General features: G+C 45.7%; 16 protein-coding genes. 2 read left to right on the top strand and 14 right to left on the bottom strand.

Annotated elements, in window-relative coordinates:
* Positions 1 to 138 precede the first annotated feature (138 nt).
* The 4 genes from JOJ89_RS02590 to JOJ89_RS02575 form a co-directional block, all read right to left on the bottom strand.
* Entirely contained in the window at positions 139 to 2,418 is a 2,280-nt protein-coding gene (locus tag JOJ89_RS02590; RefSeq protein WP_203289494.1) for an ATP-dependent DNA helicase, read from the bottom strand.
* Positions 2,419 to 2,893: 475 nt separating this feature from the next.
* On the bottom strand, positions 2,894 to 3,097 hold the full coding sequence (locus JOJ89_RS02585; RefSeq protein ID WP_203289493.1) for a YbdD/YjiX family protein: 204 nt from the start codon (positions 3,095 to 3,097) through the stop codon (positions 2,894 to 2,896).
* Entirely contained in the window at positions 3,090 to 5,165 is a 2,076-nt protein-coding gene (locus JOJ89_RS02580) for a carbon starvation CstA family protein (protein WP_203289492.1), read from the bottom strand. Before JOJ89_RS02580 ends, JOJ89_RS02585 begins: the two co-directional genes overlap by 8 nt.
* 108 nt (positions 5,166 to 5,273) lie before the next feature.
* Entirely contained in the window at positions 5,274 to 6,527 is a 1,254-nt protein-coding gene (locus JOJ89_RS02575; RefSeq protein WP_203289491.1) for an ATP-binding protein, read from the bottom strand.
* Between the two features lie 201 nt (positions 6,528 to 6,728).
* Here JOJ89_RS02575 and JOJ89_RS02570 point away from each other — a divergent pair, with 201 nt between their 5' ends.
* Positions 6,729 to 6,917, top strand: coding sequence for a hypothetical protein (locus tag JOJ89_RS02570; RefSeq protein WP_051827396.1), 189 nt, complete (start codon positions 6,729 to 6,731; stop codon positions 6,915 to 6,917).
* Positions 6,918 to 7,038: 121 nt separating this feature from the next.
* Here the strand turns inward: JOJ89_RS02570 and JOJ89_RS02565 are convergent, their stop codons facing one another.
* The 4 genes from JOJ89_RS02565 to JOJ89_RS02550 all read right to left on the bottom strand — a co-directional run bounded on the left by JOJ89_RS02565 (position 7,039) and on the right by JOJ89_RS02550 (position 10,691).
* Positions 7,039 to 8,076 carry a DUF4179 domain-containing protein gene (locus tag JOJ89_RS02565; protein WP_203289490.1) on the bottom strand — a complete coding sequence of 346 codons (1,038 nt, stop codon included), beginning with the start codon at positions 8,074 to 8,076 and terminating at the stop codon, positions 7,039 to 7,041.
* Positions 8,066 to 8,596, bottom strand: coding sequence for an RNA polymerase sigma factor (locus tag JOJ89_RS02560; protein ID WP_029567155.1), 531 nt, complete (start codon positions 8,594 to 8,596; stop codon positions 8,066 to 8,068). The genes JOJ89_RS02565 and JOJ89_RS02560 overlap by 11 nt, the downstream gene beginning before the upstream one ends.
* Before the next feature lie 220 nt (positions 8,597 to 8,816).
* Positions 8,817 to 10,343 (bottom strand): solute symporter family protein, encoded by a 1,527-nt coding sequence (locus JOJ89_RS02555; protein ID WP_029285761.1) that lies wholly within the window; start codon positions 10,341 to 10,343, stop codon positions 8,817 to 8,819.
* Positions 10,344 to 10,358: 15 nt separating this feature from the next.
* A complete protein-coding gene (locus JOJ89_RS02550) occupies positions 10,359 to 10,691 on the bottom strand; it encodes a DUF485 domain-containing protein (RefSeq protein WP_029567156.1) in 333 nt (110 codons plus the stop codon).
* 215 nt (positions 10,692 to 10,906) lie between these two features.
* Between JOJ89_RS02550 and JOJ89_RS02545 the strand changes: the two genes are divergently transcribed.
* Complete coding sequence (locus tag JOJ89_RS02545) at positions 10,907 to 12,112, top strand: MFS transporter (RefSeq protein WP_029285757.1); 1,206 nt, start codon at positions 10,907 to 10,909, stop codon at positions 12,110 to 12,112.
* Between the two features lie 56 nt (positions 12,113 to 12,168).
* On the opposite strand, the gene JOJ89_RS02540 is transcribed toward JOJ89_RS02545, so the two are convergent.
* From JOJ89_RS02540 to JOJ89_RS02515, 6 genes are all read right to left on the bottom strand, one after another.
* Positions 12,169 to 12,690 (bottom strand): type 1 glutamine amidotransferase domain-containing protein, encoded by a 522-nt coding sequence (locus tag JOJ89_RS02540; protein ID WP_029285755.1) that lies wholly within the window; start codon positions 12,688 to 12,690, stop codon positions 12,169 to 12,171.
* A 65-nt stretch (positions 12,691 to 12,755) separates the two neighbouring features.
* Positions 12,756 to 14,579, bottom strand: coding sequence for an ABC transporter ATP-binding protein (locus JOJ89_RS02535; RefSeq protein WP_029285754.1), 1,824 nt, complete (start codon positions 14,577 to 14,579; stop codon positions 12,756 to 12,758).
* Complete coding sequence (locus JOJ89_RS02530; protein WP_203289489.1) at positions 14,560 to 16,302, bottom strand: ABC transporter ATP-binding protein; 1,743 nt, start codon at positions 16,300 to 16,302, stop codon at positions 14,560 to 14,562. The genes JOJ89_RS02535 and JOJ89_RS02530 overlap by 20 nt, the downstream gene beginning before the upstream one ends.
* Before the next feature lie 215 nt (positions 16,303 to 16,517).
* A complete protein-coding gene (locus JOJ89_RS02525) occupies positions 16,518 to 18,017 on the bottom strand; it encodes an alanine/glycine:cation symporter family protein (RefSeq protein ID WP_051827397.1) in 1,500 nt (499 codons plus the stop codon).
* Positions 18,018 to 18,225: 208 nt separating this feature from the next.
* Positions 18,226 to 18,957 carry a glycerophosphodiester phosphodiesterase gene (locus JOJ89_RS02520; RefSeq protein WP_029285748.1) on the bottom strand — a complete coding sequence of 244 codons (732 nt, stop codon included), beginning with the start codon at positions 18,955 to 18,957 and terminating at the stop codon, positions 18,226 to 18,228.
* 87 nt (positions 18,958 to 19,044) lie between these two features.
* Positions 19,045 to 20,388, bottom strand: a complete 1,344-nt coding sequence (locus JOJ89_RS02515) for an ABC transporter substrate-binding protein (RefSeq protein ID WP_407656393.1) — start codon at positions 20,386 to 20,388, stop codon at positions 19,045 to 19,047.
* Positions 20,389 to 20,395: the final 7 nt, after the last annotated feature.

The raw sequence follows: 20,395 nt of genomic DNA, 5'->3' as shown, positions 1-20,395 counted from the left end.
ATTAACTATTTATGATGTTTTTGTAAATTTACGTCAGATTCCTGCCGTTTTTGGAAAGATGAGAGAATGAGACTAGGAGACACTGAACCTTTCAGCACAGAAAAAAGATGCACCCGTCTGCATGTGCATCTTTCTTTCCTATATAAATGGCTTGTCCAAAAGATAAAAGCTGCTCCATTCATCAGGCAAGAGGGCCTGGTATTTCTCAGTTAAAAACCGGTCATCGACAAGCACGATGGTGCCGGTATCCTCCTCAGACCTGATCAGTCTTCCGCCTGCCTGAAGAACTTTGTTCATCCCCGGATAAACGTAGGCATAATCAAAGCCATTTCTGCCTGACTGCTGAAAATACTCCTTCATGACATTCCGCTCAAACCCGATCTGCGGCAGGCCGACACCGACCACAATCACTCCGTTCAGCCGGTTGCCGATTAAATCCACTCCCTCTGAAAAAATGCCTCCCATAACGGCGAACCCAATCAGCGTTTCGCTGCTGTCTTCCTGAAAAGCGTGCAAAAATGCTTCACGTTCCGCTTCTGTCATGTGTGCGTGCTGCAGCATCGTTTTAATAGGAAGATTCAGCTCCTCAAAGGTCTCGTAAACTTCTTTCATGTAGGCATAGGAAGGGAAAAATACCAGATAGTTCCCGTGCCGCTCCTCAAGCAGCTGTTTCATCATCACCGAAATGGGCATACGGCTTCGTCCCCTGTCGTGATATCTTGTGGAGACCGGCATGATATAGACTTCAAGATTCTCCTTTGTAAACGGCGACGGAATTTTCACCTGATAATCTTCTGATGTGCCCCCCAGCATATCCATATAAAAAGAAAGCGGAGAGAGCGTCGCAGAGAAATGGATGCTTGAACGGTACGGTTTTTTCACCTGCTGCAGCAGAAAAGACGGATCAAGGCATACAAGCTTTATGATCAAATCTTTATTATCTGCTTCTGCCGTCGTTACAAAGCGTTCATCATACAGATTCGAAATCTTAAGAAAAGCCTGTACCTGAAAATAAACATCGAGCAGAAGTTCTGAGGCATTCCCTGACAGCAGCTCTCTTTCTGCTTCTTCTGAAAAGGGCTGCAGCATTTCAAGCAGTTCTTCCGGTCTATCCTTCATCAGCTGCTCTGGCTGCTTCTTTTGTGCGATAAAGCAATCATTTATTTTTTTGGCAGATTGAAAGATTCCTGTATTTTCCGCTTTAAACTCCCGTTTCAGCTGCAGAAAATCCGATTTTTTCAGTGCGGCCGAAAACATGATCCTTCCCCTGTCAACGAGGTTGTGGGCTTCATCGATCAGGAGTGCCGTCCCTCTTTTCTGCTCATCAAAAAACCGTTTGAGCGAAACGCGCGGATCAAACACATAATTGTAGTCACAAATGATGGCATCTGCCGTATTGGAGAGGTCGAGTGAGAATTCAAACGGGCATACTGTATGCTTTTGTGCGTAGTGATGGATGACATCGGCAGTCATCCTTGTTTCACTTTTAAGAATATCGAGAACAGCCTCATTAATTCTGTCATAGTAGCCATTCGCAAACTCGCAGTACTCTTTTTGGCACCGGGTTTCTTCTTTTAAACAGACCTTGTCTTTAGCAGTAATCGTTACGCTGTTCAAGTGAAGGCTATTCCCCTCCATAAAAGCCAGAGTGTCCTCTGCTGCCTTTCGGGTAATTGTTTTGGCTGTTAAATAATAAAACGTATTGAGCTTGCCTTCGCCTATTGCTTTTACAGCAGGAAAGACAGTGGAGATGGTTTTTCCGATTCCCGTTGAAGCCTGTGCAAACAGATCCGTTTTATCATCAATGGCTTTGTACACCGTGCCGGCAAGCTTTCTTTGGCCCTCTCTGTATGTTTCAAAAGGAAATTTCAATGCCTGTATGGACACGTTCCTTTTTTCCAGATGCTCCGCTCTTGCCTCGGCATACGGATGATAGCTGCTGATTAAACCGTCAATAAACGAGCTCAATTCTACGGCAGAAAACGTTTTTCTGAAGCGGACCTGTTCCCCTGACTTCACACTGACATATGTCAGCTGAACACATACAGCTTGGAGTCCGCGGTCTTCGGCAAGCATGTATGCATAGCATTTAGCCTGTGCCCAGTGCACGGGATACGCGTCTTCTTCTATCTCTGAAAGCTCCCGTGAAGTTGATTTAATTTCATCAATGACGGGAATTTCCTCTGACAGAAGCAGGCCGTCGCATCTTCCTTCAAGCAGGAACACAATGTCTTTATGGGTTACACTCGTTTTCAGCATGACTTCGCTCTGGTCGAGCTCATCATATGTTTTCTGAATGGCCTGATGGGCTTTCGTCCCTTCTGTCATCGTCGCTGATGTCCGAAAACGGGCATCAATGCTGCCTGCCCGAAAAACATACTCAGCAAGAGACCGGACTGAAATGCGGATTTCTCTCATTTTTATCACCTGATATTATTTTATCACTCGAAAAGCGGAAGCGCCTGTTTTGTTTTGACTGTGGAGTACTGTACATAGTGCTCTTAAACCTGCTATGGCGCATTTTCCTCCAGGTTCCCCCTCCACTTTGTGCTCTTAAACCTGCTATAGCGCACTTTCCTCTAGGTTCCCCCTCCACTTTGTGCTCTTAAACCTGCTATAGCGCACTTTCCTCTAGGCTCACGCTTCACTTTGTGCTCTTAAACCTGCTATAGCGCACTTTTCTCCAGGTTCCCCCTCCACATTGTGCTCTTAACCCAGCTTAAGCGCACTTTCCTCCAGGCTCACGCTTCACTTTGTGTTCTTAACTCCGCCTAAGCACACTTTCCTTCAGACTCACCTTCTACTTTGTGTTCTTAACTCCGCGGAAGCGCCTGTTTAGCACAGGTATGAATGAAAAAGCCGCCCATCACAAAGATGAACGGCACGTTTTCCATCAGCAGCAGCGCGACACTTTTCCTCCTTTTGCATTGTAGCGGGCATCCTGCGCTTCGCAGAAAAATTCTTTTCTTGATTGAACCGGCTGGTCCGGATGATGCTTTGTCATGTGCTCTACGTATGTTTCATAGCTTGGAACCCCTGCTACCAAACTGATAAACTGTTTTCGCAGTGCCAGCATTTCCGTCAGCTTTTTAAACATGAGTGCTCACTCCTCCATCAGATCTTGTAATATACGGCGCCTCATGAAGGGTTGTTTTTTTATTGGTCAGGACCTGAATCCAGATGCGGACAGCAGCGATCAGGACGGCAATGACGACAATCATGAAGATGGCACAAAGTGCTGCGTCAACATAATCGTTGATCAGCACCTGCCTCATTTGATTTGCATTTGCAGCAGGTACAAGCACCTCGCCTTTATCCAGTGCCCCTTTGAACAGCTCCGCATGGGCAAGGAACCCGATTTTTGGATTTTCATGAAAAAGCTTTTGCCAGCCGGCTGTCATGGTGACGATCAAAATCCATGTAGTCGGAACAAGCGTGACCCACACATATGCTTTTTTGCCCATCTTGAACAGGATGGTTGTTCCAAGAAGCAGCGCAATTCCGGCAAGCATCTGGTTGGCAATGCCAAACAGCGGCCACAGAGTATTGATCCCCCCGAGCGGGTCTATCACTCCCTGATAAAGAAAGTATCCCCAGCCAAACACACACAGGGCTGTAGCTAAAATGTTGGCAGGCAGGAAATCCGTTTTTGCAAGCGGCTTATACACATGTCCAAGGAGATCCTGAATCATAAATCTGCCGACTCGGGTTCCTGCATCTATAGTTGTCAGGATAAACAAGGCTTCAAACAGAATGGCAAAATGATACCAAAAGGCCATAAGCGCTTTGCCGCCGATGACTTCTGAAAAAATATAGGCCATGCCAATGGCAAGAGTAGGCGCACCGCCTGTTCTTGAGAGGACGGTCTCTTCTCCCACATCATCAGCAAGTCCGGTTAAATCATCAGGCGTGATCGTGAATCCCCAGCTTGAAACGACCGATGCAGCCTGAACGGCGTCTGTTCCAATTAAAGCAGGCGGACTGTTGATGGCAAAATAAATACCCGGCGTCAGCACACATGCGGCAATCATGGCCATAACGGCTACAAATGACTCAGTCAGCATGGCACCGTAGCCGATTGGACGGGCGTGTGACTCTCTTTCTATCATTTTTGGAGTCGTTCCTGAAGAAACGAGGGCATGGAAACCGGAGACAGCTCCGCATGCGATGGTAATAAACAGGAAAGGAAACAGATTCCCGGCAAAGACAGGCCCTGTGCCATCTATGAAAGGCGTCACGGACGGCATCTGCAGATCAGGCGCCACAACAATAATGCCAACAGCAAGGCCCAGGATGGTGCCAATCTTTAAAAACGTGCTGAGGTAGTCCCTCGGTGCAAGCAGGAGCCAAACAGGAAGAACTGAGGCAATGAACCCGTATCCGATCATAAGAATGGCGATTGTTTCACCGCTGAATGTAAACATCTTTGCAAGCTCCGGCGTTTCTGCCACATGCTGGCCGTAGTAGATCGACAGCAGCAGCAGGATCACTCCGATAATAGACCCTTCCCCTACTCTTCCGGGACGAATATATCTCATATAAATCCCCATGAAAATGGCGATTGGAATGGTGGCTGCTATCGTAAACATGCCCCACGGACTTCCAACGAGCGCTTTTACAACAACGAGGGCAAGAACAGCTAAAAGAATAATCATAATACCAAGAATTCCAACCATCGCAATGATTCCCGTTATTGGGCCAATTTCTTCTTTAATCATTTCCCCTAATGATTTTCCTTTTCGGCGCATGGATCCGAACAGGATGATAAAGTCCTGGACAGCTCCGGCAAGAATAACCCCGACGATGATCCAGATTGTTCCGGGTAAGTACCCCATTTGCGCGGCAAGAATCGGTCCTACAAGCGGACCTGCTCCGGCAATCGCCGCAAAATGGTGGCCAAACAGCACCCATTTGTTTGTCGGCACATAATCTTTTCCATCATTATGCGTTTCTGCAGGTGTTTCGCGGTTATCATCAAGCTCAAACACTTTTTTTGCCATAAATCTGCTGTAAAACCGGTAGGCGACACCGTATGAACAAACCGCTGCCACAAGCAGCCAAATGGCATTAATGCTTTCTCCCTGGCTGAGGGCAATGACACCGAATCCTGCAGCCCCGAGAGCAGAAACGATCCCCCAGATTAAAATTGACTTAAGCGCTTTCATTATTACCCGCCCCCTCTTTTATGTACAAGCTCTATTATAAGTGCTTTATTCAGAATTTTTAAATATCTTTTGACCTGTTTTTGCCCCGCATGCGCGCTAAGCGGGGCTCTATTTGCTCTTTATGTATTTCAGCGGCAGAATCATCGTGACCTCGGTTCCAAGACCAACTTCACTCTTATAGGCGACCCTGCCTTTCATTGTTTCAATGATGCGGATTGACACCGTGGTTCCAAGGCCGGTGCCATCGTCTTTTGTTGTATAAAAAACAGTCCCGATCTTTGACAGCTGATCAGCGTTCATTCCCTTCCCTGTATCCGTAATCACGGTGAAGGCGCTCATATTTTTTGAGTATAGCTGAATTCGTACGCTGCCGCCTGCCGGTGTGGCTTCAATCGCATTTTTTTGGAGATTAACAAGCGCCTGCTTCAGCTGGCTTCGGTCTGTTTCGATATAAAGGCCCGGCTTCAGCTGATGGGAAACCCTGACACCTCGCTTAGCTGCCAGAGGGTGCAGCAGCCGGACGACTTCCATAATCAGTTCTGAAAGCTGAAATTCTTCGATTTGCTTAAGCTTTGGTTTAGCGAAATTCAGGTAGTCGGTAAGAATACTCTCGGCCCTTCCAAGTTCGCTCATGATCAGGTGCATGTACTGTTCATCATTTTTATGATTTTTGCCCATCAGCTGCAGGAACCCTTTCACAACTGTCAGCGGGTTTCTGACTTCATGTGCGATTGATGCAGCCAGTTCGCCTATCGTCGTTAATTTTTCCGTACGAATCATTTCATGCTTCATCATCTTGCGTTCAATTCCCGCTTCAAGCACCTTTGAGGATACCCCAATCGCCATCACCTGGAGGAAGCCAAAGATAAATACATAAATGAAAAGCTCGTTTCCGGTTTCCATGGTGCTTGAAAGCAAATAGGCAAGCAGAATGGAAAGCTGGATCATGGTTGGCCAAAAGCCGATAATGATGGATAACTGCACTCTTTTTCTGGGCTTATATTTTCTGAAGCGCTTTGAAAATAAGAAAGGAACAATCAGGGAAAGACTTGCGCTCAAATAGCCAAACCAAAGAGCATCTCCTCCGAGATATGTTCTTGCGGCCAGAATAAACCCGAATGCGATAAGACCTGCACCCGGTCCGCCGTACAGCATCGCAAGCACCATGGGAACATAGCGCAGATCCCAGTAAAGCCCATATTCATAGTATGAAAAAATCATGCACAAAAAAGATGCTGCTCCGTATAGAATTCCTGAAAAGTAAGGAGAAGTGACCATCCGCCTGTTTTCAAAAAAGACAGAATAAATCAGGACCGGAACCAGCACAATCAAGATATGAAGCATAAGTTTCTCTGCAAGCATCGCAATTTCCCCAATTATTTTTTATATAGTATGGTGTTATTCGACAAAAAGCGCAAAATTCCTTTCCTTTTTTAATAGGACGCTTTTTTTATTTAACGCTCTTAATCCTTTACAGGCTGCAGAAATTCTTTTAAACAAACGTTTGATTAAGGTTTCAACTCTCTTTATATCAGGTATTTTTACCATATGGAGGTGATGATCTTGACACAACGCAAAGAAAAGCTGAAACAGGACAACCCCGAACAAATTCCAGGCAGGGACGGTAAGACCATTCTTGAGCAGAAAAATGATTTGAACACAGACCCCGTTCCGCTGCAGGAGCTGAAGCTCAATGCAGAAGATGAGAAGAATAAACATAAAACGAAAAATAAATCTTCCAGTGAAGAGTGAATAACGAGCAGAGCCGTTTGAGAGAAACCTCATTTGATGGTGATGTAATCACTGACCGCGACAAATAAAAAATTCCCGAATCATTCTTATCGTAAATAAGATGATTCGGGATTTTTTCCAGCTATTTTCTTGTCAGGTCTGCTTCGCCAATTCCCTCGATAATCAGTTTAAGTTTGGTTGACTGGTTATAAGAAGTGACGGGAAAGTTTGTTGAAATAATGGTTTTGTTTGTTTGTCTATCCATGCTGAAGCCGCTGTCTGCCTTGTATTCATTTCCATCTTCATCAATCATTTTCATACGGTGCGCAAAAAGATTTTCATCCTCATATACTCCCTCTAAGGAGAATGTCAGATTCAGTGAAGTTGGATTTGTCTCAGCTTTAGAAACGTTAATCGCAGATGTCCCGTCCTTCATTACATATTGAACGCTAAAATTTTCTTTCAGCATATTGCTGTCCGCTGCAGCTAATTCCCACTTCCCGTCAATTTTTTTCATATCATTCGTTCCGTAAAAGACGTTGACGCTTTCTACTTCTACAACAGCTCCCTTCAAGGCTGGAATCTGCCCCTTATGGGATTCACCAATGACATCGTACTGGATTTCCCCTGATTCTTTATCCATCAGCGGATTTCTTGAATCCGATATAAACAGGTGACTGTTGTTTCCCTTCAAAGCCTTTGTATCCGGAATAAATTCTGCGATATATTCACCATCCCCGTTTTTCACCCGATAATCCATCGTTACTTCTTGTGCGCCAACCAGAATGGACGGATCTTCAAATGTAAGTTCAAAGCTCATTCCTGCTTTATTCTTATCCGAGAAATAGCGGGACAGTGCTATCTTAATGTTCTGATCGGCTGCTGCACTAGTATTTTCTTGTATAAATCCATGTTTTGCAGCTTGCTCGATCCCTTTATCTCCAAAGGAAAAAAATTCGTTCACTCCAGCCATTACATGCTCATTGGATAGGACAGCCCCCGTAATGAATAGAGCGCAAGCGGCGGCTGCAGCTTGTTTCCAAATGTAGCTGACTTTCTTCTTCTTTGATTTGACGCGGATTAAATCATAAGACTGCTCTATAGACTGTCTTACTTTAGCGGGAATCTCCCGTTCTTTGTTCATCGCCTGATTCATCTCATTTTCGAAATTATCTTTCATGTACCATCACTCCTTCGGTTTTATAATAAGTGGTTCTCAAAATTGATTTAGCTCTGGAGAGTCTCGATTTAATCGTCCCTTCCGGCTCTTTTAAAAATTCACTGATTTCTTTTACATTCAATCCGACAATGTAATATAAAATAAGTGCTAATCGGTACACATCATTTAAACTGTTAAGTGCGTCCTCCAATTCAAGCTTCCCGTATCCATCATTTTTTTCCGCCGGAAGCAGATGATCGTGAAAAACAGCAGCGCCTTTGTTCTTTTTCAGCAGACTGTTGCATCTATTGATCAGGATTTTACAGATCCATGTATTGAAGTACTCGTCGTTTTTTAACGTATGGAGTTTTTCATAAGCCGAGATGATCGTATCCTGCATAGCATCCGCCACATCTTCATCGTTGTTTAATAATCTGCTCGCCGTTCTGTACAATACATCTTCATATTGTCTGACAAGTAAAACAAATGCTTCTCCATCTCCCTTTTTTGCCTTTTTTACTAAAGCTTTCAATGATCCCATTCAGGCACCCCCTTACCGGTTGTTTTGTTTTTCTATAGATTAGATAAGGCACCACAACAATTGGTTGCATAAATTTATGGACTGTCCTTCATTTGTTTACCTATGTATGCTCTTAGCTTCGTAATTTCATAGATTCTTGAAACAGCTCTATGATAGAATACCAAAAAAAGGCGGCAGCCCCTCCATAAAAGAAGGGCTGCCGCCTTTTCATTTTTCTATATCACTTCATTCCCGTATTCGCCTTTACAAGAATTTCATCAAATTTCTTCGCATCTTCTTTTTTACTCGACACAATCGTTCCAATGTATGCTCCTAAAAAGCCAAGCGGTATGGATACAATGCCAGGGTTTGAGAGGCTGAACAGCGGCTCTCCCGTTAAGATTGCCGCTCCTTCAGGCGACCATACGTTAGGACTGATGGCAACCAGAAACAAAGAGCTGAACAGGCCTGTCAGCATTCCCGTTACGGCACCTGCTGTGTTGAACTTCCTCCAGAAAATAGTCAGAACTAAAATTGGAAGGTTCGCACTCGCAGCAACCGCAAAAGCAAGCGCAACGAGGAAGGCTACATTCATGTTTTGAGCAAAGAGAGCCAAAAGAATGGACAGAACAGCCACACCGATTGAAGCCCATCTTGCTGCCACAACCTGCTCTTTCTCTGTTGCCTCCCCGCGGCGGAGAATATGACTGTAAAAATCATGGGCAAAAGCGGAAGCCGCCGAAAGCACGAGACCGGCCACTACTGCAAGAATCGTCGCAAAGGCAACTGCCGATACGAATGCAAACAGGAAGTCGCCGCCGATCGCTTCAGCGAGAAGCGGTGCCGCCATGTTTCCTGCCGCATTAGCAGCCACAATGTTGTCATAGCCGACAAACGCCGCAGCGCCAAAGCCAAGAAAGACCGTCATCACATAAAAAGCGCCGATAATCCATGTCGCATACACAACTGATTTCCGGGCCGTAATCGCATCCTTTACTGTGAAAAAGCGGATCAGGATATGCGGAAGTCCTGCCGTACCAAGGACAAGCGCCAGATTCAGGGAAATCGTATCAAGCGGATTTGTGAATTTGTTCCCCGGATTCAGGAAGCTTTCACCAAGCGGAGTAGCTGTCTGCATCTCAGAGAACATTTTCGCAATGCTGAAATCAAATTTTGCAAATACAATAACAGATATAATAAACGTCCCAATCATCAGCAGAACGGCTTTAACAATCTGAACCCAGCTCGTTGCGGTCATACCGCCGAACACAACGTAAATCGTCATCAGCGTTCCTACAATCAGGACAGAGTACACATAATCAATGCCAAGCAGGAGATGAATGAGGCCGCCTGCACCTACCAGCTGCGCAATCATATAAAATATCGAAATGGAGATGGTATTAAGGGCTGCCACACCGCGTACCTTGCTGTTGTTAAACCTTGCTGCGATCATATCCGCCATCGTATACTTGCCCAAATTGCGGAGCGGCTCAGCGACTATGTATAACACGACAAGATATGCCACAAGAAAACCAATACTGTAAAAGAAGCCGTCAAATCCGGAAAGCGCTATCATACCCGCGATTCCTAAAAAAGACGCCGCAGACATGTAGTCTCCTGCTATAGCCAGTCCATTCTGAAACCCGGTGAGACTGCTGTCTGCTGTATAAAAATCACTGGTTGTCTTCGTGCGCTTTGAGGCAAAATAAGTAATGAATAAGGTCATAATGACGATCCCTAAAAAGAGGGAGAATGCCAGCATATTCATGGTTCGGTTTCCTCCTTACCTAGTTGACTCTGATTTGATTGTTTCTACGATCTCGTCAAATTTCCTTGCTTTGCGGGAATACATCATACAAAGAGCCCACGTCATGATAAACTGTGCAAATGCGAATACCCATGCCCAGCTGACGGGTCCTGCTGCAGGCTGATTTAAAACATCGGAATACGCCGTAAGGACCGGCAGCGTAAAATAAAATGCCAAAAAGAATAAGGTCATCGGGAGAATAAAACTCCGCTTGGCTTGAAGCAGCTTCTGAAAGGATTCGGACTGAACAATTTTTGTGTAATCGACTGCAGATGGGGCTGCTTTAACTTGTTTTTTTCCATCGTTCACGCTACATTCCTCCTCAAGTTACAATCTGACCGTTAACCTTCCTTCCCTTCCATATTTTCACACTCTCATTATATAGTTACCTGAAAAGTATGTAAATTCAGAAATCTTAACTTTTAAAATTAGCATCTTTCGAATCATACAAAGATAGATAATCTCGGCTAGGTAGACTAAAATAAAAAGGATTACTGAATTACGTTTTTTTACAGGAGGATATTATGGAGAAGAACCAATCCCTTCCGACCAGGAAATTGCTTGGCATCGCCGGTCTCGGGTGGCTGTTTGATGCAATGGATGTCGGCATGCTGTCGTTCATTATCGCGGCTCTTCAGTCTGACTGGGGACTCAGTGTAAAGGAAATGGCCTGGATCGGGAGCATGAATTCGATCGGCATGGCTGTGGGCGCCCTCGTGTTCGGGCTGCTTTCAGATAAAATCGGCCGGAAACAGGTATTTATTATTACTCTACTTCTATTTTCTATCGGCAGCGGTTTGTCTGCCTTCACAACGACTCTTACTGCCTTTTTGATCCTGCGCTTTTTTGTCGGCATGGGGCTTGGAGGCGAGCTTCCAGTGGCATCTACCCTGGTGTCTGAGAGCGTTGCACCTGAAAAGAGAGGAAGAATCGTCGTCCTGCTTGAAAGCTTCTGGGCTGCAGGCTGGCTGATTGCTGCCCTTATTTCTTACTTTGTTATACCGTCGTACGGCTGGCAAACAGCGCTTCTGTTAAGTGCGCTGCCTGCGTTTTACGCGCTTTACCTGCGGCTGAAGCTTCCTGATTCGCCGCAATTCCTTGCTATAAAGAAAGAACAGCGTCCTTCTGTGCTTGAAAATATGAAAACGGTCTGGTCGAAACAATATGTCCGTCAGACGACCATGCTTTGGATCTTATGGTTCTGTGTCGTCTTCTCTTATTACGGCATGTTCCTTTGGCTTCCGAGCGTCATGGTGCTGAAGGGGTTCAGCCTGATCAAGAGCTTCCAGTACGTTCTCATCATGACTCTGGCCCAGCTTCCGGGTTATTTTACCGCAGCTTGGTTTATTGAAAGGTTCGGCCGGAAATTTGTGCTGACAACGTATCTCACAGGAACGGCCATAAGCGCGTATTTCTTCGGAACAGCTGAATCACTTGCGCTTCTGCTCACTTCGGGAATTTTCCTTTCATTCTTCAACCTGGGGGCATGGGGGGCACTATATGCGTATACTCCAGAGCAGTATCCGACTGCCGTAAGAGGAACCGGTGCAGGAATGGCCGCATCGTTTGGACGGATCGGCGGAATTCTGGGTCCGCTGCTTGTCGGCTACTTAGTGGCTGCCGAAGCATCCATTACGTCCATCTTCACCATTTTCTGCGCCTCCATCTTGATTGGAGTCCTTGCTGTTATCGTACTCGGAAAAGAAACAAAGGCAAAAGTTCTTTCTTAAAGAACGCTAAAAAACCTTCCGGCAGCTCCGGAAGGTTTTTATCTTTTTATTTAAAGTCAATCAGCAAGAACATCCGCAAATGCCTTCACATAAGGCGGCAGATCCGGCGGCCTTCTGCTTGAGACAATGTGGCCGTCCACAATAACTGGCACGTCATGCCAGATGGCGCCTGCATTTTCCATATCATCTTTAATGCCCGGTGTACTCGTGACATTTCTGCCCTCAAGAATTTTCGCAGAAATCAGCACCCAGCCTGCGTGGCAAATCTGCCCGATCGGCTTTTCTTTTTCGTGCATGTCCTTAACCATCTGAAGCACTTCAGGATACCTTCTAAGCTTATCAGGCGACCAGCCTCCAGGAACCAGGATGGCATCATAATCATCAGATTTGATGTCTCCAAAGGCGAAGTCCGATGTAGCAGGAACTCCATATTTTCCAATGTACGTCTCGTTTGCTTTTTCGCCGACAAGATGCACCTCTGCCCCTTCTTCCTGCAGGCGAAGCACAGGGTACCACAGTTCCAGATCCTCAAACTCTGCACTGACAAGAGCAATCACTTTTTTATTTGCTAAACGCATCGAACCACCTCCACCATCAGTATAGCATGTCCTTTTGAGGAATGAAAAAACAGGCTACGCTAAGCTCAGCCTGTTTCCTCCTTCAGCTGGCTGTGATACAGCCCGTAATAAAATCCTTTTTGCTTTAATAAAGATTCATGGCTGCCGCTTTCAATCAGAGCTCCGTTTTGGAGCACTAAAATCTGATCGGCCTTCTGAATCGTGTTCAGCCTGTGGGCAATGACGAAGCTCGTTCTCCCCTTCATCAGCCGCTGCAGGGCTTCCTGGATTTTCAGCTCAGTGATGGTATCAATGCTGCTTGTTGCTTCATCTAGCACAAGCATCACCGGGCTTGAAAGAATGGCCCTCGCAATAGAAAGCAGCTGCTTTTGTCCCTGGCTGATGCCGCTGCCTTCCTGTGTAAGAACAGTCTGGTAACCATCTTTCATCTTCATGATAAACGAATGGGCATTTGCTTCTTTTGCGGCGTTCATGACTTCTTCATCCGACGCATCGAGGCGTCCGTAGCGGATGTTTTCCATAATGGTGCCTTTGAAAAGAAACGGATCCTGAAGGACAAAGGCCATATGCTCTCTAAGGCTGCTCCTCCTGATATTAATGCTCGGTGTTCCATCAATCAGAATCTCGCCTGAATCCGGGTCATAAAACCTGGACAGAAGATTGATCATCGTGGTTTTCCCTGCCCCGGTCGGACCGACAATCGCCGTCGTTTCCCCCGGAGAAGCGCGGAAGCTCACATGCTCAATTGTCTGCTGGTCATCTTCATATGCAAAAGAAACGTCTGAGAATACGACCTCTCCTTTTACATCCTTAAGATTGACCGCCTCTTTTTCATCGAAGACTTCCTCCTCTTCATCCAAAATCTCAAATACACGTTCAGCTCCGGCAACTGCCGACAGAATGGTGTTGAACTGATTGGCAAGCTCGTTCAGCGGGCGGGTAAACTGTCTGGAGTATTCGGTGAAAATAACAATAACACCAATGGTCACTGCACTGTTTAAAGCAAGGATACCGCCAACTAAAGCAACGACTGCGAAGCTCAGGTTATTCAGCATATTCATCAGCTTCGGTATGAATCCCGATATCGTCTGAGCCCAAAATCCGGCTGCTTTCAGGCGTTTCCCTTTTTCAAGAAACTCGGAAATCACCCGCTCCTCTTGAGAAAAGGTCTTCACAATCCGCTGCCCTGAAATGGTTTCTTCAATAAACCCGTTCAGGTCACCGAGATTGCGCTGCTGCTCTTTAAACAGTTTTCCGGTTCGATTTGTGATCCACCTCATTCCAAAATACATAATTGGAATGATTGCAAACGTAATCAGGGTCAGGAGCGGACTCAGCCAAAGCATGACGCCTATCGTCCCAGCAAGCGTCAGGATGCTTGAGAAAATCTGAATGACTGAGCTGTTTAATGTAGAACTCACATTTTCAATGTCATTTGTCACCCTGCTCATCAGCTCCCCGTGCTGCCGTTTGTCAAAATATGAAATCGGCAGGCTGTGGAAATGCCTGAAAAGCTGGGTTCTCATCGTAAAGACCGTATGCTGCGCAATCCCGATCATCCATACGTTCTGCAAAAGCAGCGCGGCGGATTGAATGAGATAGATAAACGCGAGGGCAATCAGGAGCTGAATAAACCCGCCGCTTTCCTTCGTGACAATGTAATCATCGATAACCATTCCAATCAGATAAGGACCCAGCAGGCCAAGAAAAGAACTCAGTACGACCATGAGCAGAACCAGTATGAGGAGCCCTTTTTTCAAAGACAGATAGGACCATACCCGCGTGATCGTTCCAAACCAGTTTTTCGGTTTTTCCTGCTTCTTTTTCGGCTGGACGTTTTCCGGCTTAATCCTCGGGTATGAGAATGGCTTACTTAGCTCTTTGAACATGCTGCACGGCCTCCTCTCCAAACTGCGAAGCAAAGATTTTTCTGTAAAGAGATGATGTTTCCATCAGATCATCATGCGAACCCTGCGCAAGAATTTCCCCTTCATCAAGCAGAAGAATCTTTTCTGCTTCCATGGCGGTGCTGATTTTCTGGGTGATCAGGAAGGTTGTGCATTCATAGGTTTTCAAAGCCTTCAAAAGCTTGGCTTCTGTCTTCAGGTCAAGCGCACTCGTACTGTCATCAAGAAGAAGAATTTTCGGTTTCCGGACGAGGGCCCTTGCAATTGACAGCCTTTGTTTCTGTCCGCCTGAAAGGTTTACTCCCTTTTGGCCGACGCGTGTGTCATATCCGTTCGGCAGCTTTTCAACCGTTTCATGAATTTGAGCATGCATCGCCGCTTCCTTTATTTCATTGAGTGACGCATGTTCCCTCCCCCAGGCAATATTTTCTCTGATCGAGCCTGTAAACAGCAGCGACTCCTGGGGAACAAAGCCGATTTTGCCCCTTAAACTTTTCAGCTTCATATCCTGCAGGTTTACTCCGTCAATCGTAATTGCCCCGGACGATACGTCATAAAGTCTCGGTATTAATGTGAAGATGGACGATTTTCCGGAGCCGGTCGCTCCCATAAGCGCGACAGTCTGCCCCGGGGAAACTTGAAAAGATACATTTCTCAGCACATTCGCATCCGATCCGGGATATGAAAAAGAGACATTCTGAAATTTAATCTCTCCTTGTTTAATCACGTGTTTCTCTGAGAAACCGGCCGTATCCGTCAAATTGGCTTCTGTCTCAAGCACTTCTCCTATCCTTCCTGCAGATGCTTTCGCACGCGAAAACGCCATAATAATAAAGGAGAAAATCGAGAGAACAGATGAAATCCGCAGAGCATAGTTGACGATGGCGACAATTTCGCCTACTTTCGCATCACCTGATCCGACCCGCACACTTCCGAACCAGAGAATGGACAGAATGCTGATATTCATGACGAAAAGCAGAATCGGCATCACAATTTCCATCAGCCTGAGAGCTGAATCTGTGTCCTCCCTCAACTCCTCATTTGATTTTGAGAAGCGGGTCATTTCGTGATTCCGTCTCAAGAAAGCCTTAATGATTCTCATGCCTGTCAGATTTTCCTGCATGACACCATTGACTGAGTCAAGGCGCTCCTGGACCGCTTTAAAAAGCCCGCCGCCCTTTTTCATCATCCAAAGCAAAAAGATAACAAGCAGCGGTATAGAAATAAGCAGAATGAGAGCAAGCCTGAAATTAACGATCAGAGCCATAATGGTGCCTCCGATGATCAGCAGCGGCGCCCTGAGCATGATCCGAAGACTCATGAAAATGGTGTTTTGCAGCTGTGTCACATCATTTGTCATCCTGGTGATGAGAGAAGATGCCGGAAACAGGCTGAAGTTTGCAAAAGAAAAGGACTGGACCTTCTCAAAAAGCTTTTTCCTGATATCAAATCCAAAGCTTTGACTGACGTGAGCTGCATAAAAGGAATTGGTCACACCTGCTGCGAATGCTGCAAGTGAAATACCCGCCATGATGCTCCCCCAATAAATCACAACAGATAAATCATTTTTCAAAATGCCTTCATCAATGATTTTCGCCATCAGAAAAGGGTGAAGCAGCTCCACCCCGAGCTCAATCAGCATGAGGGTTAAGGCCACACCAACTGCTATGCGGTATGGCTTAAGTAAAGAAAAGACGTTTGACATACAGTTGCCTCCCTGCGGTGCAAATCATTTAGCTTATCTAATATCTCGAATTCTATTCATTTAATTCTACTCCTAAATCCTAACATTTTGAATATTTAGTCGATAGAAAGATAGTATTTATTTTAAACCCGCCCTATAAGTTTGTAAATTATTGTAACCCCAAAGGACAAACGGCACAGAAAAGGACCTCCCGCATTGACGGGAAGTCCCAATGATTAAGAATTCAGGTTTTGATCTTTTTTACCTAAAACAGAAGGATTCGGAGAGTCCTCGTGCTTATATTCATGCTCCCAGAAATCCGCATTTTTTATTCCGAGCTTAACCGGGTCAAAAACAGGATCGAGACCCTGCTTCTTCTGCTCTTCGTAATCTTTTAGAGCAAGAAGGGCCGGCTTTGCCAGAATTAGAATGGCGATCAGGTTCAGCCAGACCATGATTCCAAGCCCAACGTCACCGAGTCCCCATGCAAGGGTTGCCGTTTTAACAGATCCATAGAACGTTGCTCCAAGAAGGACGACTTTTACAAGGAACATAGGAATCTTGTTGCTCTTTCCTCTTGTTAAATACGCAATGTTGGTCTCAGCGATGTAGTAGTAAGCCATAATCGTTGTGAAAGCAAAGAATAGAAGAGAGATGGCCACAAACCCCGAACCAAAACCAGGAATCGGAATAACCGACTCAACGGCAGCCTGTGTAAACACCGGCCCCGGCTCAACATCTGCACCAAGCTGATTGACGATAAACGTTTCATCAGGTGCCTGCGTATTGTACATGCCTGTGAAAAGAATCATGAAGGCAGTCGCAGAACAGACAAACAGCGTGTCAATGTAAACAGAAAAAGCCTGGACAAGACCTTGTTTCGCAGGGTGGGAAACCTCTGCAGCCGCTGCAGGGTGAGGACCTGTTCCCTGACCAGCTTCATTGGAGTAAATTCCGCGTTTTACACCCCATGCAATCGCCATACCGACAATTCCGCCAAAAGCAGAATCAAGTGCAAAGGCACTTTTGAAAATAAGGGCGATGACACCCGGCAGTTCAGTAATGTTAAAAGCAATGATAACGAGTGAAACAAGAATATAGCCAACTGCCATGAAAGGGACGACAACCTGTGCAACAGTAGCGATCCGCTTTACACCGCCGAAAATAATAAGGGCTAAAAGTACAATAAGTCCAAGTCCTGTTATGACAGGGTTAATTCCAAATGCATTATCAAGACCAAGAGCGATGGAGTTGGCCTGTACACCAGGCATGAGCAGGCTCATTGCAAGGAGGGCGGCAAATGCAAAAGTAATGCCGTACCATTTCATTCCTGTCCCTTTTTCAATATAGTAAGCCGGACCGCCTCGATACTGTCCGTCCTGTTTGACTTTATAAATTTGAGCCAGAGTGGACTCGATAAAAGCGCTTGAAGCTCCGATGAAGGCAATCGCCCACATCCAGAAAACAGCACCCGGTCCGCCGAAACCGATAGCCGTTGCAACACCGGCAATGTTACCTGTACCTACGCGGCCGGACAATGCAATCGATAAAGCCTGAAAAGAAGAAACTCCCGCTTCAGAGCTTTTGCCCTGAAACATCAGAAGCACCATATCCTTGATATGCCGCACCTGCAAAAATCGGGTCAAGATGGAGAAAAGCAATCCTACAGCCAAACAAATGTAAATCACGGGTGTGCTCCACAGAACACTGTTTAAGCTATCAACAAACGCCTGCAATCAAAATCCCCCTCTTTAAAACAGAATTTTCTTTCTTTTTAGATTATAAGGGATAAACCAGGACTGTACAATCACTATTTTGATAGAATATGTGCCATATGTAGTGCTTAATTCTCTTGTAAGCGGAAACAACCTTGTAAAAATGGCTTATTTTTTCTTACACACGATGTTAAAAAACCTTACATTAACGTCATTTAAAAAAGTGCGCCTATAAAGGCACACTTTTGTTCCCGAGAAATAGATCGGGGTAATCGGTTATGATGGCTGAAACACCGGCTTTTTTAAAGGCCTCCAGCTGATCTGTCTGATTTACCGTATAAACTCTCAGCGCGTACCCCGCTTCTGCCGCGCGCTTGCCTGCCGGAGACGCTGCATACGCGCTTTCACAATGAAGGGCGCTCGCCCGCACTCTTTTTGCTTCTTCCATCATGTTGGACGGGATCCCCTGAAAGAGGAGCGCCGTTTCAACATCAGGAGCGAAATCACGGATTTTCCCCATGCTGCTGAATTGAAAAGATGAAAGGATCACCGATTTCTCCATACCCGATCTTTCAATGCATTGCAGCACGTTCTCCTCAAGCCCTTCATATGGGAACACATCGTTTTTAAGCTCAATGTTCACTTTCATATCCGGCCTTTCGGATTTAATATAGTCCAGAACATCCCGAAGGGCAGGGATAGTCTCTCTGGAGTAGCGTCTGTTAAACCAGCTCCCGGCATCAAACAGCTTCAGCTGTTTATACCTGAAGTCTTTGACAAAACCGATGCCATTTGTCGTCCTGTCGATTCTTTCATCATGAATCACAACCGCTTCGCCGTCCTTAGTGAGCTGAACATCCAGCTCTATTCCGTCTGCTCCTGCTGCACAGGCAGCCCGAAATGCCGCCATCGTGTTTTCCGGATGCTCTCCACTGCAGCCTCTGTGTGCAAAAATCTCCATGTACCTTTCTGCTCCCTTCTGCGGTCTCTATAATAAAACGGAAAAGAAGAACTGATGATTCTGCATGCAATCATCAGTTCTCTCCCCTTATTTCCCTTGCTTTTTACCTGCTGTTTCAAGCGCACGGTCGGTCTCAGCCGCTGCCTGGTCCAGCGCCTTTTGAGGATCCATGCCCTGATACAGGCTTTCCATTCCGGAAACGACTTTTTGTCTTGATTCAGGGAAAACGGAAATGAGCGCGCCCTGTGTAGCTGTGCTTGCTTTCGTGTCATGAAGCTGGTCAACTGTCACCTTCAGCTGCGGGTATTTTTCCCACTGCTCTTTCACAATTTCCTCTTCGTAAGCTGCAGGGTTTATTGCAAAGTATCCTGTTTCAACGTGCCATTTCGCTTGTACTTCAGGTGTAGAAAGATACTTCATAAATTCCCATGCACCCTTTTGCTTTTCTTCGCTTATGTCTTTAGACATCCAAAGAGAAGCACCGCCGATGACAACACCCTCGCGTTCTGCTTCATCCGGTACAGGCAGGTAAGAAACTCCGACTTCAAACGGCGCATTATCAACAAGGGCTTTAACGCCTGCTGAAGAATCAAGGAACATAGCCATCTTGCCTGACTGGAATGCCGCTCTCATATCGTCCCAGTTTTGTCCGGCATTGTAGAACGTTCCGTCTTTGTACATGTCTTTGATCAGATTAAATACGTTTAAGCCTTTTTCGTCATTGAACGTTGCTTTTACAGCATCTCCGCTTCTTCCATTCTCATTGTCTACGTATTCGCCGCCCTGTGCAGCAAGCAATTCTTCAAAAAACCATCCGTAATTCAAGATTGAGAATCCATACTGTGACGTATTTGAACCTTCTTTAACCGTCAGTTTTTCAGCAGCAGCTTTCAGCTCGTCATACGTCATCGGTGCTTTTTCAGGATCAAGGCCTGCTTTTTTAAAGGCATCTTTGTTGTAAACAAGAACAGGTGTGGAAGAGTTAAACGGCATTGAATACTGCGTGCCGTCAACTGTGTAGTAATTTGAGATATTCTTTTCCCATTGAGCTGTATCAAAATTTTCTTCATCAATAAACTTTTGGACAGGCTGGATTTTCCCGCTGTCGATCATGTATTTCGTTCCAACTTCAAATGTCTGCATAATGGAAGGCGCCTCTTCTGTGCCCGCAACTGTGTTGAATTTTGTCAGTGCTTCTTCATACGTTCCCTGAAACACAGGTTTTACTTCTACCTCGTCCTGTGATTCATTAAAATCTGCGGCTAAATCGTTCAAAACCGTTTCAAGCTCTCCGCTCATGGCATGCCAGAAAATCACTTCCGTTTTGCCGGCTTCATTCTCACCAGATGCTTTGCCTTCGCCGTTTGTACCTGCAGAATTGGAACATGCACCAAGAATGATTAAGAGAATAGAGGATAAAATAACTGCCAGTTTCTTC

It is taken from the genome of Metabacillus sp. cB07, assembly GCF_016839225.1.
In the GTDB taxonomy this organism is placed as follows: Bacteria; Bacillota; Bacilli; order Bacillales; family Bacillaceae; genus Bacillus_P; species Bacillus_P indicus.
This window is presented reverse-complemented; position numbering and strand designations above follow the sequence as displayed.